Origin of the sequence: Butyrivibrio sp. INlla16 (assembly GCF_900104155.1) — a bacterium.
GTDB lineage: Bacteria > Bacillota > Clostridia > Lachnospirales > Lachnospiraceae > Butyrivibrio.
Genome location: NZ_FMYB01000044.1, coordinates 1 through 14,879 on the forward strand (window position 1 = coordinate 1; position 14,879 = coordinate 14,879).

The following is a 14,879-nucleotide window of genomic DNA, read 5'->3' on the forward strand; positions in this document are numbered from 1 at the left end:
ACAGCTATACCCAGGGCAATCCCAGACTCATCGACAACCTGATGACCGATGCCTTCGCCATCGGCTCACAGCGTAAATGCAAGGTCATCGATGCCGATATCATCCGTGATGCCGTTGAGAACCAGGCTCTGGATTGATGAAATTTTCAATGTACAAGGCTGTGACTGTTTAGTCATGGCCTTATTTCAAAAAGCATTCTGAATGCTCTCTGGAATAAAGCTATGACAGTGTGCGGTGTTCCCGCCAATATCCTGCGGTCAGGAATTATACCGCACGGTCAGGGAGTGGAAACTGCCGAAAACAATCAGCCGTTACCGCCTCCCACAATGTGCCGCCGGACATATGAGGCACTATAGCTACTATCATTTTTGCAAAATATTTAATTACACAGACGCCTATTATGCTAATTAAAAATGCTAGCGAAATCATTATATCCTTTATAGGTGTCGCCCCCTCGACCCTTGAATTGCATTATTCTTACTTCTCAAGCTACTACTCATCAGATACTACGCACATCCTCTTTATTTCACCTATCAGGCCTAAAGTTTTTTCGGTTTCTATTTACTCCATTATCTATTATCTTCTTATAGTCGAAATCATCACCACGCGCCTTTTTGAACAAAGATGAAACATATGTCACTTGAGAAACTCCACCAACAAGCCCTTCACACAAACTAAGTGAATAAACATCCCTTAAAATCTCGAATCCTAACTTATATTTGTGATTTTCTCTGTCGGATTCCCCAAAAATCACTGAAGTATCTGAATCAGTCCTCTGAACATCATCATAAACTTTAAGTGTATCTCTATACTTATTTTGAAAGTATTCCTTAGCATTACTATCATCGGTTGCCAAAAAAATTCTCTCAAATTCCATAGTCTGCATAGCAATATTTATTTGTTCTTCTGTTTGCTCAATTGTCGCCATCTTGGGATGATCGTTATACCCAACTTTATAGTCACTGCCTCTGTAATGTACCCCGAGCACTTTCTCGCCATCAAACATCTCCGAAAATTCTCGGTCAAAGCGTTCCTTTAAATCCCTTTTTATATTGAGATACTTTGATGCTATCTCACACAATTCATCAGTGAAACCTGAGCTTAATGAATATCCATTCTTTGCAAAATTCTTTTCCAAATCTTCTATATATGCCTGCTTTGATAAAAGAATATTCATTGCCTTTGTATCGTCAACACCGTTTCCGATAGGCTTAAAAAACTGTTCAAATCCATTTATGCCTTTATCACTATATGCATAGCCATCACCATATTGCACTTTAGGCGTAAATCCATATCTCTCAGCCCAAAGTAGCTGTTCCAACAAACACTTCACCTCAGCGCAAAAACCACATCCTCCGCCTTGCTCACTTATTAAATAAATAACCTGTCCCTTATGCTCATCACCTCTATGTTCCATGTTAAGAACATTGGGATTACCATCTATCTCTATATACTGTCCTATTGCTTTCCTATCACTGGTAATTCCTGCCTTCATAAGCTTGAAGCCATGATATAACGCACGTAACCGGAGTCTAATTCTTTTATCCAAATCCAATCTCCTATCAGAATTATTGCTACTCAAAAATGTATTTTGTATATTTATCTGGAATTATCTTGCAAGATATCCATGAAATTGCATAGCATGTTACATACACTAATAAGCTCCATACTATTGTTCTTTTTTCCAGCGGAAATTTAAACTTTAATTTTGCAGCACATAAAATCTTATTAACAATGATATGCATTGAATAAATACCAAGTGTATACTTTGAAATATTATACACAATACCCTTTACGATGCTCCCGCCCTTCATAATCAGGGAATCCGCACTGCTAAACAAGATAAACAAAGCCGTTGCAACTATCAGTTTTTCACCCCCTGCATATCCAAACGAGTATTGAGGATTTATCCCAATATCATTTCTCAACATGTATATCAAACAGATAACCACTATAGCCAATAAGCTATATCTTTTTATATTTACCAGATTATTATCGACTACATAAGCGGCCAAACTACCAATAATTGCAAATGGTACCATCTCAATAACTCTTCCGATTGGATATCGAAGTTCAAACCTCAATAATCCAAATAAAAAAGCATTTATCCCCAGATACTGTAATAAATATACAAATACTAGAACGCTTGCTACAAGTATTATCTCCTTCGTTTTTATTCCTGTTCTCAACCTATTAACATACAGCCAATATAAAACTGTAAGCATAAGCAAATCCAGTTGGAACCACATAGCGGGATTTAGCCTCGCGTCATGTCCAGTCATAATTTGCCATACAAAATCAAACAAAGAGATAGACTCCTCTTTGTCAATTAGACCAACCGGAATTTTAATTACGGAATAAATGAATGCCCATATTATTACTGGTAGATATATTCTGGATATTCTTTTCTTTACCAACTGATCAAAGTGCATATCAGATACTTTCTTATTAAAGTAAAATGCTATTAACATAAAAGTACCTACAGCATTTGTTGCTATAAAATATATAAAACTCTGAAATCCAGTTGTACGTTCATCCGCACAATGTATAATAACAACACCTATACACATAATCATTCTTAACAGCTGTATTCCATAATTATAATGATCCTTGATATTGTTTTTCCTTATTTCATTAACCATTAATTATGTAATTTCCTTCTTATCTGCTTTGCAAGGCACAAAATGAAGCAACTCGCCTTAAATCCAATTAACCGCTCAATTCTGCGAACCCTATCCCCATCCTTGCTCTTTTCATATATAATCCATCCACGCATGTCTTGTGCTCTTTTCAAAACCAAATTCCTGTCACACTTAGGGATTCTATATATTTGAGCCATTACCGAGTGAAGAAATGAATTTGACAGATAATGTCTGATTCCACTAACAATTTCAATATCTATCGATTTTGATTTAAAAAAATTCTCCCAATCAACTAAATTATCCATTATGTCCATAACATTTTTTTCCGATATCGTACGAACTATAGATCCTTCACGCAGTCGATAATGAATAAAGCTCGGCACCATGCCCACTTTATCTGCTTTTAATAATACTCTGTCTATCAACTGCATGTCCTCAGAATTTCTTCCCTGTACGAACGAAAAATCATTTTCAGTCCAATAATCCTTCCTGATGTATTTCCCCCAAGCAGCCCAATTGCATGCTATTGGTAAGGTATATTTTAATGTTTGAATCCCATTTGGAGAACTTTGTCCTGAACCAGTACTAATCTTATCAAATGCATCTATGCTGAATATTTTTAATAATGTGTTATTACCATTTTTATCTACATAATTCCCTTCAGCAATAACAACGTCAAATTCTCTTCCTTCTTTATTTAATAATTCATCGAAACAGACAAAGGCATTAGGCTCGATGTAATCATCCCCGTCTAAAAATAATAAATATTCTCCCTGGGCTACTGAAACTCCATAATTTCGAGCTGCTGATAGTCCCCCATTAGCTTTATGAAACACCCTAAAACAATCATTTTTTAGAGCATACTGGTCACAGATTTTCCCGCTTTTGTCCGTGGATCCATCATCAACCATTATTACTTCATAATCCGTAAAACCCTCTTGTTTTTCAACACTTTGCAAACAATTTGTTATGTATTTTTCAATATTATAAACAGGTATTATTACTGATATTTTCATATGGTTTTTATTTTTGAAATAATCTTTTTTACTCTTGTTCTAACTATAAACACAATCATCAAAGCAAATTGCTTCCAGCCCAATATTTTTAGTGCTAAAGACATCTCACTCTCAGAAATTTTGGAACAATTTGATAGAATCAAGTCCTCTGGAGCATTAATAAATTCATCAAGTAAAAATCCATTCATACACACGCCATGCAACCGACTCTTTATTGAGAAAGAATAAACATTTTTTTTATTTTTCACAAATTGACTTTGTAATAAATCATTATTGATGACATCATCATTTAATGACGGATATACATATATGACATTTGTACGTTTATTTCCCAAAAAGCTAGTTAAATCGTAATACTTGCTCTTATCTTTGTCATTTTGATACTTACCAACCAAATGCCAAACATTATAATTAATATGATTCAATGACCAAAAACACGAAAAGCAATACGCAGTTTTCGCATCTAATAAAAGCCCGGCAAGTGCTGCCATGTAAGCACCTCCGGAACTTCCTATTGTAATTATTTCATAACCTTCAGTTTCATCCCTCAGAAAATCAATAAGAGAGTCTATCGAATTAATACAATGATTAATTCCTATAACATAAAAATTCTTTGACACATCTCTAACATAAATATGTTTATATGCCCTTTGAATTTTATGCTTTTTCCATTCATAATAATTTTTTTCCAGAATACATTTTTTTAGTTCATTCTCTGTATTAGGATAGTAAATTCCACTACTCGAAAAATATATCGCACATATTTTTTTATTGTCTGTTTTTAGGCATCGATTATCGTAAACAATCTCATAATTATCTAATTGATACGCTTGGTTCCATATATCACCTTCGGTTATACTTTGCATAGAATTGGTCATAATTAAATATCCCCAGACATCCTAATCCATCTGTCAGGTAAAATGTCTTCTGCTCTCATACCATTAACCCACTTCGATGGAGCGATAGTGATGGAATCTTGTGTCTCTCCCAAGAACGCTCCCCACCAACTGAAAGAACTATTTGCGATGATATGATGTTTACATAAACTCATCAAATGCAAATCTTTGTACCCTTCCTCTTCGGAGTGACCTTCAATATATTCAAATTCTTTATCATTCAATAAGTCCTTAGTTTTTTCTATATCATTAGAAAAAATGTAAAAGTAAGGATCTTTACCTGTAGTTTCGTGAATTATCTTCTTTATATAACTAATTGCCTTATCATAATAAAGTTTAGTACATATTCCTCCATACATGGCCTGATTATCAAGATAATCTCCCAATCTGACATGAATAGAAACTGTTTCTTCATCCGGACTTATTATATTAGCGTTTTCATTCTCAAAACTTTTAAAAGATATACTCTTTTTGATCTTTTCCTCAAATCCTTCAAAATATTTATAGCTTTGCCAGTAACCATCAAAGTATCCTTGTTCTGCTAATAATACTCTATCCTCGAAAAATAATTCTCTCTGTCTAAAATATGTTTTTTTTCCAGTCCTTTTAATAATTGCCTTCATGATAATGTTATCCGGGGCACAATATAGCCTACAAATATCTTTATATGAAGCCTCATCTAACTCTATTCCCAAAAATGGCAATTGTAAATTCCTTGTTTCTTCAGGTTTATCAAATCCCGTCGTATCTGCATATGTTTCAAAACCCTTTTCCTTAAAAACCTTGTAAAGAGCATATTCGAACAGCTGGTTCCCCAAGCCCCCCATAAAACGTACAATATGTATATTATCTCTATCCATTAAGCCCTCTTTTCTGACCATAGTTTTGTTATAATATATGCCAGAAATATCCATTTCCTAAAAATCATATGAGAAAAGGCCCTTTCTTTAAGTCCGTATTTTTTTACAGAGCAATGCCTTTTACATTTTAAGAAATTCTCATTTTCAATTAATTCCAATATTCTTTTTTTTGCCGAAACATATCCATTAGGATTAAGCTGTAATTCCTTTTTTATATATACCATATACATAGATAGCTCATCCGCCAAAATCTGATTCTCATATATATAGCCATATTGCTGAGCTATCCTATGCATCTCCGAATAAAGCATACTAAGCTTTTCAAACGAGTTATCAATATAACTGCCTGTCATTGATTGATCGTTTCTATAATAGTGATAGCATGTATGCTCGTTATCACACATAATGGTATTGGCATTTAGAACTGAAGCAAAAACTGTTATCCAATCCTCTCCGATTGCAATCCTATCAGGGAGATTGGACATTATTCTCAACAATAAGTCCTTTGAATAGCACTTACTCCATCTAGATTTTAAAATGATTTCTGATTGCATTTCGCCATTCGAGAAAAACCATGGAAAAATTTTGTTTTCCAAATCATCTTTGGAATAAATTCCTGAATCAAGTCTATTTCTATTTTTTACACTTTTACCATTGGGATAATCAATTGTTATTCCAAATAATATCATATCGGGAGAAATACCATCGATATTCTCATAGATTATATCAACATAGTCTTTTTCCACATAGTCATCCGCATCACAAAATGCTATATAGTCTCCATCCGCTGCCAGAACACCATTCTTCCATGCTCTCATTAACCCCATATTGTTCTGGTGAATAACCTTTATTCTATCATCTTTTTCAGCATATTCATTACATATCTGTACTGTTGAATCTGTAGATCCATCATCAACTAATACTAATTGAAATACCTTACATTTCTGTTCAATAATACTGTTAATTGTCCTGCTCAATGTCTTCTCGCAGTTATAGCATGGAACAACTATGCTTATACTCACATCATCTTTATACATCACTTATTGTAATAAACCCATCCAATTACTTGCCATTTTATCAATTGTAAATCTTTCAACTGCCTGTTGACACGCGACAGCATATTGCTTTCTAATATCTTCATTACTTAATATATGTATTATGGCATCTGCTAACAATTTTTCTTCTTTTGTCAAAGGTGATTGCGCATCATACTGAACCCCATCACAGACAGGTGATAAAACACCATATTTTTCTTCATAGTAAGTATCCAACACATTATCATTAATGTCCATATCAGGAGCTATTATTTCTCTGGCACCTGATTTGAAATCAGTAGACACACACGGAATTCCCAGTGCCATCGCTTCGATAAGTGCACTTGGGAGACCTTCAAAAAGCGAAGACATTACAAACAGGTTGCTGTGCTTAACAAGACAGAACGGGTTATCTGTGAAACCATATAGTATCACATTGTCTTCCAGCTTAAGTTCTTTTATAAGACCGCTAAGATACTTTCTCTGTTCTCCTTCTCCTAAAATAATGAGTTTCACTCTTGGAAAGCATTCTTTAACGAGACTCATCGCTCTGATTAGATGCCAATAACCTTTTGCTTCATTAAGTCTTCCCATTGTTGTAATAGTATACTCGCCGTCAAAAAGCTTTTTTTCTGAATCACTTAAAGCCTGAATTCCAAGCTCTCTAATTCTGTCCAAGTCAAAACCATTATATATTGTTATAACATTATTTCCTTTATACTTAATGCTCTTTCTCAGATCATTTTCAATACCTTTTGATACCGTAACAACATTATCTGCATGCTTATAAAGGCATCGAATCAAAGGGCATACTATATATTTATATTTCCAATTTGACTCTGCACTAGATAGATTGCTATGAATTGAAACAATCGTCCTGCAAAATTTTTTACCCGATAGAATATTAGCAAAATTAGCGCTATCCAAAAAACTAAATACAGCATCATAATCACCGTATTTCTTTAACTTTTTCAAGTGGGCTAGTCTCTTGATAAAAATCAAAATCTGATAGCTCAGCTTTTGCTTATCTTTCTCTGGTTTTGCCCCCAGACTGATTACATTTCCTCTATATGGATAAGCTATTTCCGAATCACTATTTAATAAAAAATCCACTTCACAGTCTTTGGGTAATCCAAGCGATAAATTGGCTGCCACTCTCTGGGCGCCTCCAGTATCTAGTGTAGATACTACTATTAAAATCTTCATATTATGCCTTCATTAATTAAATGCATCCTTCCACCCACTGGTAGGAATAAAATTCCAATAATTCTTCTTATCAATTTTCTCTAATTCTCCACATAGTTCCTTACAATTTGAATTGATGTGGATACTTTTAACCTTTGCCATAGCATACTTTTCAATTTGTAATGCATTCTGTATTGTTGGTATTTTCTTTATATTTGCCCCCATCAAGGTTGCAATTGCGGTATCAAACACCAATGAGTTTTCACCAATAGCAATTACTCCCAATTTCTTAGCAGACGGCATAACAGGTCCTTCTTTTTCCCCTGAAACAATCATGTCTGCCACATTTAGTATCTTCCTTTGAGGTTTATCACACATTTTCCCGTCTTTATTTGCATAAATCAGAATCTTATTAAGATCACATATTGTTCGGCTTATCGTATGATTTCCACTCCAACTACCTTCTCCCGGTTCATTATGGATAACATTTGCCAAGATTTTGAACCCATATGCCAAAAAGAAAGCCGGTCTAGCTAGCAGAAAGTTTTCTTCCGCTTCTTTCATATTCTTAAAATCGTATAATTTATCACTTAATACTCTAAGAATGCTCTTATGTTTATATTCGTCTCCACCTGATGCAGTATCCCCCAAAGTATGATGAGGCAGGAATTCTTTTCTGGTATTGATTCCTACCATATTTTTCATAGCAATAGTCACGCCTGCTTTCCTATGTGTTTTAGGTTTTGGCATGTTTATGACTACATCAGCATTTAAGAGATATTTTGAAACATAATACTCATGTTTTTCCGAATTATGGTGTGCTGCTAACCTTCTAGGATCATAATTCGTAATTCTAAGCCTTTGGAGATTCTTCTTGTCCTCCTTATAGAACTCACTGTCTTCTCCAAGTTCGATGATCATACCGGAATTACGTTCGTTGATTTCCTGCTTATGTGAACCAAAACTGATTTCCGATTTAAGTTCTCTGAAGTCAACAAGAGTAATATCTATTCCTTTATCCTTATAATATTGTACAAGGTCTTTTAATCCACTTTCTTTAATCAGCTTATCAAATTTGCATTCCTGCATAGGCGCATCACCTATGACTATTTTTCCATTGCCATTTTGTGCTTTAATAACGTAATCAATGATCGGTGCAATAACTGAAGGATTAGTGAATAGGCAGTCTGTAGTATCTCCTGATCTGTTATGATCCATGACAAGATTAGGTTTAATAAGAACACTTGTGTTCTCACTAATTAATCCAGCTAGTGGATTCCAAGAATGTTTGCCATAATTCTCTTCATCGAGCCCATACAAATGTAATGCCTCTCTAACTGAATAATAGACATTGTTTTCCTTATCTGAAATATCCCCCCATAAATATTCCGGATATTTTTCTGACGGTCTGAACAATCCTATTTTTGATGGATATTCTGCCTTATCTGATTTGTATATTGCAATGTCTGCTTTCACCATCTCCATATTCCTTGTCCGTACTATAATTGTATATATTTACCCATTTCAATTCCAAACTCTGGTGGCGTAAACTTCTCACAGCCAGAGCCGTGATATAATGTAATTTCTCCAAAATAAATCTTGTTGTAAATTACGTATAGGTCTACCCTGGCTTGAGTGAGATTCTTAGATAATTCAGATGACACTCTTAATAAGTCATCAAGGCAATCAGGTTTATTTATATTATGATAGGGATTTGTCGGATATTTAATCTGTGCAGGAATATATTCCCATTCAGTAGTATATAAATTTCTCTCATGCCGAGTATATCTTCCATAGTCAACCTGTATCACTCTGGGAACGCCATTAAAACAAAAAATCTTATAATCTTTCAATTCTGTTCCAGACTCATCGACCATATATTGCTCTGCATATACTTTTGCTTCTAATCCTTTATAAGCCCATTCTCTCCCATGAAAATAATAGTCTCTTTTCATGCGATTTCCTAAAAACTTTGCAGCATAATTCCTATCAAAAGTTTTCTTATCATTGCATATCAGTATTCCACCGCTATCATGTGTACATTTAAGTACAAATTTATCAGGCAATTCATCATAGTCTATCTCATTGCAACTGTCCCAAGGTCCGCCAACAATTGGAATCAAGTATTCTTCTCCTATTGTTCTTGCCACCCAGTCTCTAGCTTTAAGTTTGTCGACAAGATCATGATAACTGGGATTATGATCATATACCTTTATCCATTGAATTTTGTCATTATACGTCTTAGGGTCAGATAGATTAAGTTTTCCACCATTAACTAATCTATATTGTATTTTTGCAAATAAACTATCACTAAACGGATAAAGCATCATATATAATGCATGAACTACCCTATCCTTAATAATCTTATTCATATTCAGGAATATCTCCTATGAAATACAAAATTCTTCTGCCTATATCGTGTGACAGAAATTTCATAATCTACATCACTAAAAATATTACGCGTTAAAAACGTTCAAACATCTTTTGATATTTATCCGCAACTATTCTCCATGAAAAATAGTTCTTAACTCGCTCAACACTTTTTAATCCCATCTGTTGTCTCAACTGCTCGTTTTGAATCAGCTCTAGAATTTTATCTCCAAACTTATCCACTCTAGAAATGTATCCATTTCCATCAACAAGTTCTTCACTTCCCTGACATGGTGTCATAATTATCGGAAGTCCATATGACATAGCCTCAAGCACTACATTAGGCATGCCCTCTTTTCTTGATGGGAATACAAAAATGTCAGATGTTACATAATACTCGGGAAGTTCTGTTTTAGATTTCAGCCCTTCAAAGGTCACTATATCTTCTAGTTGTTCTTTATGCACCAATTCCTCAAGTGTTGATCTATACGGACCATCTCCTACTATTCTGAGTTTTATTCGTTTGCCTTCTCTATTACAATGATTATTCACTTGTGTTAGCTGTGGTAGTATATCCTGAAGACCTTTTCTCTCGATTAGACGTGAAACAAAAAGAAGATTTATTGTATCTTCTTTTCTTTCATTCTGAGTGTTTTTTGAATCATTCTGTACAGAAAATGCGTTGATATCCACTCCATTGGGTATTATTTCTATTTCTTTTTTGTTATAAAATCCTTCGGCAAATTTCTGTAGCCCTTTGCTGTTTGCAACCAAAGCGTCCGCATTTCTCCAAATTATCTTGACAGCAGGAGCTATCAATTTGTACACAAACGCAAATCTATCCTGGAATCCCGGTATATCTCCACCTCCAAAACGTATTACATATGGAAGTTTATATTTCTTTTTTAGATAATAGCCTATGGGACCACTGGGAATTCCAAAGAAAACAAGACATAAATCATAATTATTCTTCTTATGTAAATTACCTGTTATAGGAAGCGCCTTTTTCAGATAATCAAACATCTCCGAAAAGGAACAATGATCCATGTATTTCCTCTTCGACTTAATACGCGTTATAGCGACAAGTCCATCCGGATTTGACACAGCTTGTTGTTCCTCATATTCCTTTTGCCCCTCAAACCATGCTGTAACAATATGTACTTTATGTCCCATGCTCGCAAACTCTCGCGAGAGGTTCATGCATGCATTTGCACCACCACCGCCTATTGGTGGATATTCATGAGATACTATCAGAATTTTCATCTTTTTTATTCCCAAATTCCTCTATAGACTTCACACTATATGGTACATCTACATGGACACCATAATATGTTTTTATTAAAATCTCGCTCATAAGCCCAAATATAACCATAATAAGCCCAATAATCACAAAGAAAATCGTCAGCAACGGAGGGAATATGTTATTAGACATCTTACGCCCCATAAGAAAGAGAACTACCGACCATACTCCACAGATGAACCCTAGCAGTTCAAAAAGCATACCAATACCACCAAGAAGATGTAACGGTCTTGTTGCATACTTGTTCCAAAACCATACTGAAATCATATCCACAAAGCCTTTTATCGTACGCTTCCAGTTGTACTTTGTGTAGCCAGATGTTCTTGGCCTATGGTTTACTACCACTTCTCCTATCCTGAATCCTTTTATTTTTAGAATCGCAGGAATAAAGCGATGCTGCTCTCCATAAAGGTTTACTCCCTTGAAGCATTCCTTCTTATATACTTTTAGTGAGCATCCGCTGTCATGGATGCCATCGTGTACGAGAAGATACCTGAGAAAGTTAGCTCCCCTTGATACAAAACGCTTCATAAAGGTGTCTTTTCTGTTTTTTCTCCAACCTGATACAACATCTACATCTTCTTTCTGCAGATAATCTATCATGTTCGGAATATCTGCAGGGTCATTCTGCCCATCTCCATCCATAGTTACTATATAGTCATACTGGGCCGCCTTTATTCCCGCATCCATAGCTGCTGTCTGTCCAAAGTTTTTACGCATTCTAATATACTTCAGCGGCTTTAACGTGCGGCAAACTTTATCTGTCCCATCTGAGGATCCATCATTTACAAAGATAATCTCATATGTGTAGCCATTTGTTTCACATACATTCTTAATTTCGCTATGTAAATTAGCAATATTTCCTTCTTCATTAAAAACCGGAACTACAACCGATACTCTCATTAAACGAATTTCCCTCCCGCAAATCTCCATTTATTTGCACAATAATAATCACCACAAGCTAATGTCATTGAAACCAAAAAGCATACCAAAAAGGCTATGCGCTTATACAACTCTTTCTTTATTGAAGAAAACCATCCCACATAAGGATATTCAAAAGAAATACTATGGTAGCCCTCATTGATCTTAGCCCCAATAAAGCATTTATTTACTTTAAATGTGTCGACATATTCTCCATCTATTTTAACTTTCCACGCCGAGCTCCATGGAATAGTTGTTGCCAAAATACCACCTTGGGTCACAGAAATATCTCCAGTTATTAAGTGTCTATCTTGACTCATGACTCTTAATCCCTGTTGCTGAAGTATTTTAACAGATTCACCAATTTTATTGTAGTATTCCCCGGCATTATATTTTTTTACAGTAAGAAGATTTATGCCATTAAGTGCGACTATATCATATCTAACCCAAACATCTGTATCCGCTTTTATCTCCAATGGAGTCAGTACCTCATGCAATAGTGCTTTTTCATCATGAATTCCATCGGAATAACTAATTGTAACAAACTCTGAGACCTCTTGAAGTTTGTCTTTCTCCAGTTCTAAAACATATACACTCTCATCCGAAGCCTCCAATCTCACTACTCCACCTGTTTCACCCAAATCTATCGTACTACAGTCTATTGGTACTGTATCACTTACATCATTAATTGAAATCTTTTTTATATCATCTATTTCATCATCAAGTAATACACCCTGCAAAACAGCCCTATTTCGTTCAATAATAGTCATATCTTCAAAATCGCTATTCTTAATCTGAGCATCATACACATAGGCTAACGGCAAAGACAAAGTATTATAATAGATTCTCTTTCCCTCGATTGTCTCTGTTTTCCTCATACCATACTCAAAATTTAGCCTATCCTCTAAAATAGAGTACTTAACACCGAGCAAAGCATTCATGTATATATTTGCTCCGGTTCCCATCTGATATTTACCCTCTGATTCAGGGAGCCCAAAACATCTATAAAATTCTACTATATCACTCGATAAACCAAGTCCTCCAATATAATCTTGCAGGCCATAATAATCTCCTACTAACGATCCGCAAAAACATCCATTGTCAGGGTAATAGCATTCTATCCTGTACCAAGATTTGTCATTATCAGTTATTAAATGACTTCCATTATTAAAATAAGTTTCGATTTGTTCATCAGAAAACGATTCCCTATCATTTACTACACTCCATGAAACGAGTACTGATTCAAAACATAGCACCACTAATAGAACGTAGTAAAGCTTATCATTCTTATACATACAAAAAAGATTAATAATAATGGTATATGCAACTATAAATATATCGCTAAGAATATAGTCTTTTAGACGTGTTACCTCGCCTCTATATCTCATAATTATCAAAGCAAAAAGGCATATAATAGCTGTTATATTGAAAACAACTATGCTTGCTTCTTTGACCGAATGTTTCTCTACAGAATTTAAAAAAATACACACATTAAAAATAAACAATAACGGAATCCAGAAAGAAGAAAGTTTATATACCATATATGAATATGCAAAGCCATTAAACAAAATATTGACTGCCGGGATTGATAAATACGCGACCGCTAACAAATAAAAAAAGCCAAAAAAACACTTTTTCATTATGTCCAGATTATAAAAGGCTACAGGAACCAACAAAAAAACTAATATCCCACAATATAAAGCCGGCCCCCCTAAAAGATTGCTAGTCCCAATATAATCTGTGTATATCCCGCCTATACTCTGTCCTATGGTTCTCCTAAAAGCATCTAACAAGTAAGAGAAACTAACATCCTTATACCAATGTGTCATAGAATTCATCCAAATAGTATAATTGTAGATAAATCTATTGGACGAAAAAATGCCTTGTATTCTGTCCCAGAAAAAAACACCTGAAAAGAATATAAAAAAGCCAGCGGTGACAGCTATTTTTTTTATTTTTAACCTTTTAACAAATATCAATCTGATAAAAAAATAGAATAGCAAAAAAGAACCATATACTAAAGAGTAATATAGTCCTAATTCACCATAAGAAACAATAAGTGATAATACCAAAAACAAGCAATTAAAAATACAAAAATTATTAATTACTTTCTCAATCAAATATATGTTAAGTGCAACCAGTAATGCAAGGTTGGGATATGATTGCCATGCTGCTCTTGTTGTAAGCATAGCATTAAATTCATATCCTAAAACCAGAATCATTTTTTTAATACCTGTAACGCCTACGATTCTTGCCCACTGGTATATAAATAATCCAGAAAGGATTATTTTTAATACTATACTTATTCCTTCGAAATACGCCACCCTTTGGGAACCAAAAACACAAAACCAGTTTGATAGTCCCAAAAAAATAGGTCCTTCACCACTGCCTAACCCCAACGAAAATGTATATCCTACATCATTTTCTCCACTTTCTATTCTATTTGCGATATGAACTAGTTCAGGATAAGTCTGAAAAATATTATCACTTGCTATATCCCCCAACACAAAATTAGTTACTCCAATTATGTATTTTCCGAACAGCAATATGGGTAATATCACAATAATTGCAATTTGAAGATATTCTATTCTTCTTTCTTCTTTCAAAAATCTCATTTAAGAATCCTATATTATCCGTCTTTTATATTGCGTTTCT

At 34.5% G+C, this 14,879-nt stretch carries 12 protein-coding genes; all 12 read right to left on the reverse strand.

Annotated elements, in window-relative coordinates:
• Nucleotides 1-526: 526 nt before the first annotated feature.
• Nucleotides 527-1,549: an O-fucosyltransferase family protein gene (locus BLR42_RS16860; RefSeq protein WP_091871584.1), complete on the reverse strand. Its 1,023-nt coding sequence runs from the start codon at nucleotides 1,547-1,549 to the stop codon at nucleotides 527-529.
• A 25-nt stretch (nucleotides 1,550-1,574) separates the two neighbouring features.
• Entirely contained in the window at nucleotides 1,575-2,642 is a 1,068-nt protein-coding gene (locus BLR42_RS16865; RefSeq protein WP_091871586.1) for an acyltransferase family protein, read from the reverse strand.
• The gene (locus BLR42_RS16870) at nucleotides 2,642-3,658 is read right to left on the reverse strand and encodes a glycosyltransferase family 2 protein (RefSeq protein ID WP_091871589.1); all 1,017 of its coding nucleotides are present in this window, start codon (nucleotides 3,656-3,658) and stop codon (nucleotides 2,642-2,644) included. Before BLR42_RS16870 ends, BLR42_RS16865 begins: the two co-directional genes overlap by 1 nt.
• Nucleotides 3,655-4,536 carry a hypothetical protein gene (locus tag BLR42_RS16875; protein ID WP_091871591.1) on the reverse strand — a complete coding sequence of 294 codons (882 nt, stop codon included), beginning with the start codon at nucleotides 4,534-4,536 and terminating at the stop codon, nucleotides 3,655-3,657. The genes BLR42_RS16870 and BLR42_RS16875 overlap by 4 nt, the downstream gene beginning before the upstream one ends.
• Nucleotides 4,537-4,538: 2 nt before the next feature.
• Nucleotides 4,539-5,414 carry an alpha-1,2-fucosyltransferase gene (locus tag BLR42_RS16880; protein WP_170832844.1) on the reverse strand — a complete coding sequence of 292 codons (876 nt, stop codon included), beginning with the start codon at nucleotides 5,412-5,414 and terminating at the stop codon, nucleotides 4,539-4,541.
• On the reverse strand, nucleotides 5,414-6,451 hold the full coding sequence (locus BLR42_RS16885) for a glycosyltransferase family 2 protein (RefSeq protein ID WP_091871596.1): 1,038 nt from the start codon (nucleotides 6,449-6,451) through the stop codon (nucleotides 5,414-5,416). The genes BLR42_RS16880 and BLR42_RS16885 overlap by 1 nt, the downstream gene beginning before the upstream one ends.
• A gap of 3 nt (nucleotides 6,452-6,454) precedes the next feature.
• Entirely contained in the window at nucleotides 6,455-7,654 is a 1,200-nt protein-coding gene (locus tag BLR42_RS16890; RefSeq protein WP_091871599.1) for a glycosyltransferase, read from the reverse strand.
• A gap of 12 nt (nucleotides 7,655-7,666) precedes the next feature.
• A complete protein-coding gene (locus tag BLR42_RS16895) occupies nucleotides 7,667-9,118 on the reverse strand; it encodes a DUF362 domain-containing protein (protein WP_091871601.1) in 1,452 nt (483 codons plus the stop codon).
• Nucleotides 9,119-9,132: 14 nt separating this feature from the next.
• Nucleotides 9,133-10,005 (reverse strand): ATP-grasp fold amidoligase family protein, encoded by an 873-nt coding sequence (locus tag BLR42_RS16900; RefSeq protein WP_091871604.1) that lies wholly within the window; start codon nucleotides 10,003-10,005, stop codon nucleotides 9,133-9,135.
• A 91-nt stretch (nucleotides 10,006-10,096) separates the two neighbouring features.
• On the reverse strand, nucleotides 10,097-11,266 hold the full coding sequence (locus tag BLR42_RS16905; RefSeq protein ID WP_091871607.1) for a glycosyltransferase family 4 protein: 1,170 nt from the start codon (nucleotides 11,264-11,266) through the stop codon (nucleotides 10,097-10,099).
• Nucleotides 11,241-12,206 (reverse strand): glycosyltransferase family 2 protein, encoded by a 966-nt coding sequence (locus BLR42_RS16910; protein ID WP_091871609.1) that lies wholly within the window; start codon nucleotides 12,204-12,206, stop codon nucleotides 11,241-11,243. The genes BLR42_RS16905 and BLR42_RS16910 overlap by 26 nt, the downstream gene beginning before the upstream one ends.
• Nucleotides 12,206-14,830, reverse strand: coding sequence for a YfhO family protein (locus BLR42_RS16915; protein ID WP_170832846.1), 2,625 nt, complete (start codon nucleotides 14,828-14,830; stop codon nucleotides 12,206-12,208). The genes BLR42_RS16910 and BLR42_RS16915 overlap by 1 nt, the downstream gene beginning before the upstream one ends.
• Nucleotides 14,831-14,879: the final 49 nt, after the last annotated feature.

What these genes read in the sequence shown, in the direction of transcription:
- BLR42_RS16895 (WP_091871601.1), bottom strand. Translation starts at nt 9,118, where the DNA reads ATGGAGATGGTGAAAGCAGACATTGCAATATACAAATCAGATAAGGCA.
- BLR42_RS16875 (WP_091871591.1), bottom strand. Translation starts at nt 4,536, where the DNA reads ATGACCAATTCTATGCAAAGTATAACCGAAGGTGATATATGGAACCAA.
- BLR42_RS16885 (WP_091871596.1), bottom strand. Translation starts at nt 6,451, where the DNA reads ATGTATAAAGATGATGTGAGTATAAGCATAGTTGTTCCATGCTATAAC.
- BLR42_RS16890 (WP_091871599.1), bottom strand. Translation starts at nt 7,654, where the DNA reads ATGAAGATTTTAATAGTAGTATCTACACTAGATACTGGAGGCGCCCAG.
- BLR42_RS16870 (WP_091871589.1), bottom strand. Translation starts at nt 3,658, where the DNA reads ATGAAAATATCAGTAATAATACCTGTTTATAATATTGAAAAATACATA.
- BLR42_RS16910 (WP_091871609.1), bottom strand. Translation starts at nt 12,206, where the DNA reads ATGAGAGTATCGGTTGTAGTTCCGGTTTTTAATGAAGAAGGAAATATT.
- BLR42_RS16880 (WP_170832844.1), bottom strand. Translation starts at nt 5,414, where the DNA reads ATGGATAGAGATAATATACATATTGTACGTTTTATGGGGGGCTTGGGG.
- BLR42_RS16865 (WP_091871586.1), bottom strand. Translation starts at nt 2,642, where the DNA reads ATGGTTAATGAAATAAGGAAAAACAATATCAAGGATCATTATAATTAT.
- BLR42_RS16905 (WP_091871607.1), bottom strand. Translation starts at nt 11,266, where the DNA reads ATGAAAATTCTGATAGTATCTCATGAATATCCACCAATAGGCGGTGGT.
- BLR42_RS16900 (WP_091871604.1), bottom strand. Translation starts at nt 10,005, where the DNA reads ATGAATAAGATTATTAAGGATAGGGTAGTTCATGCATTATATATGATG.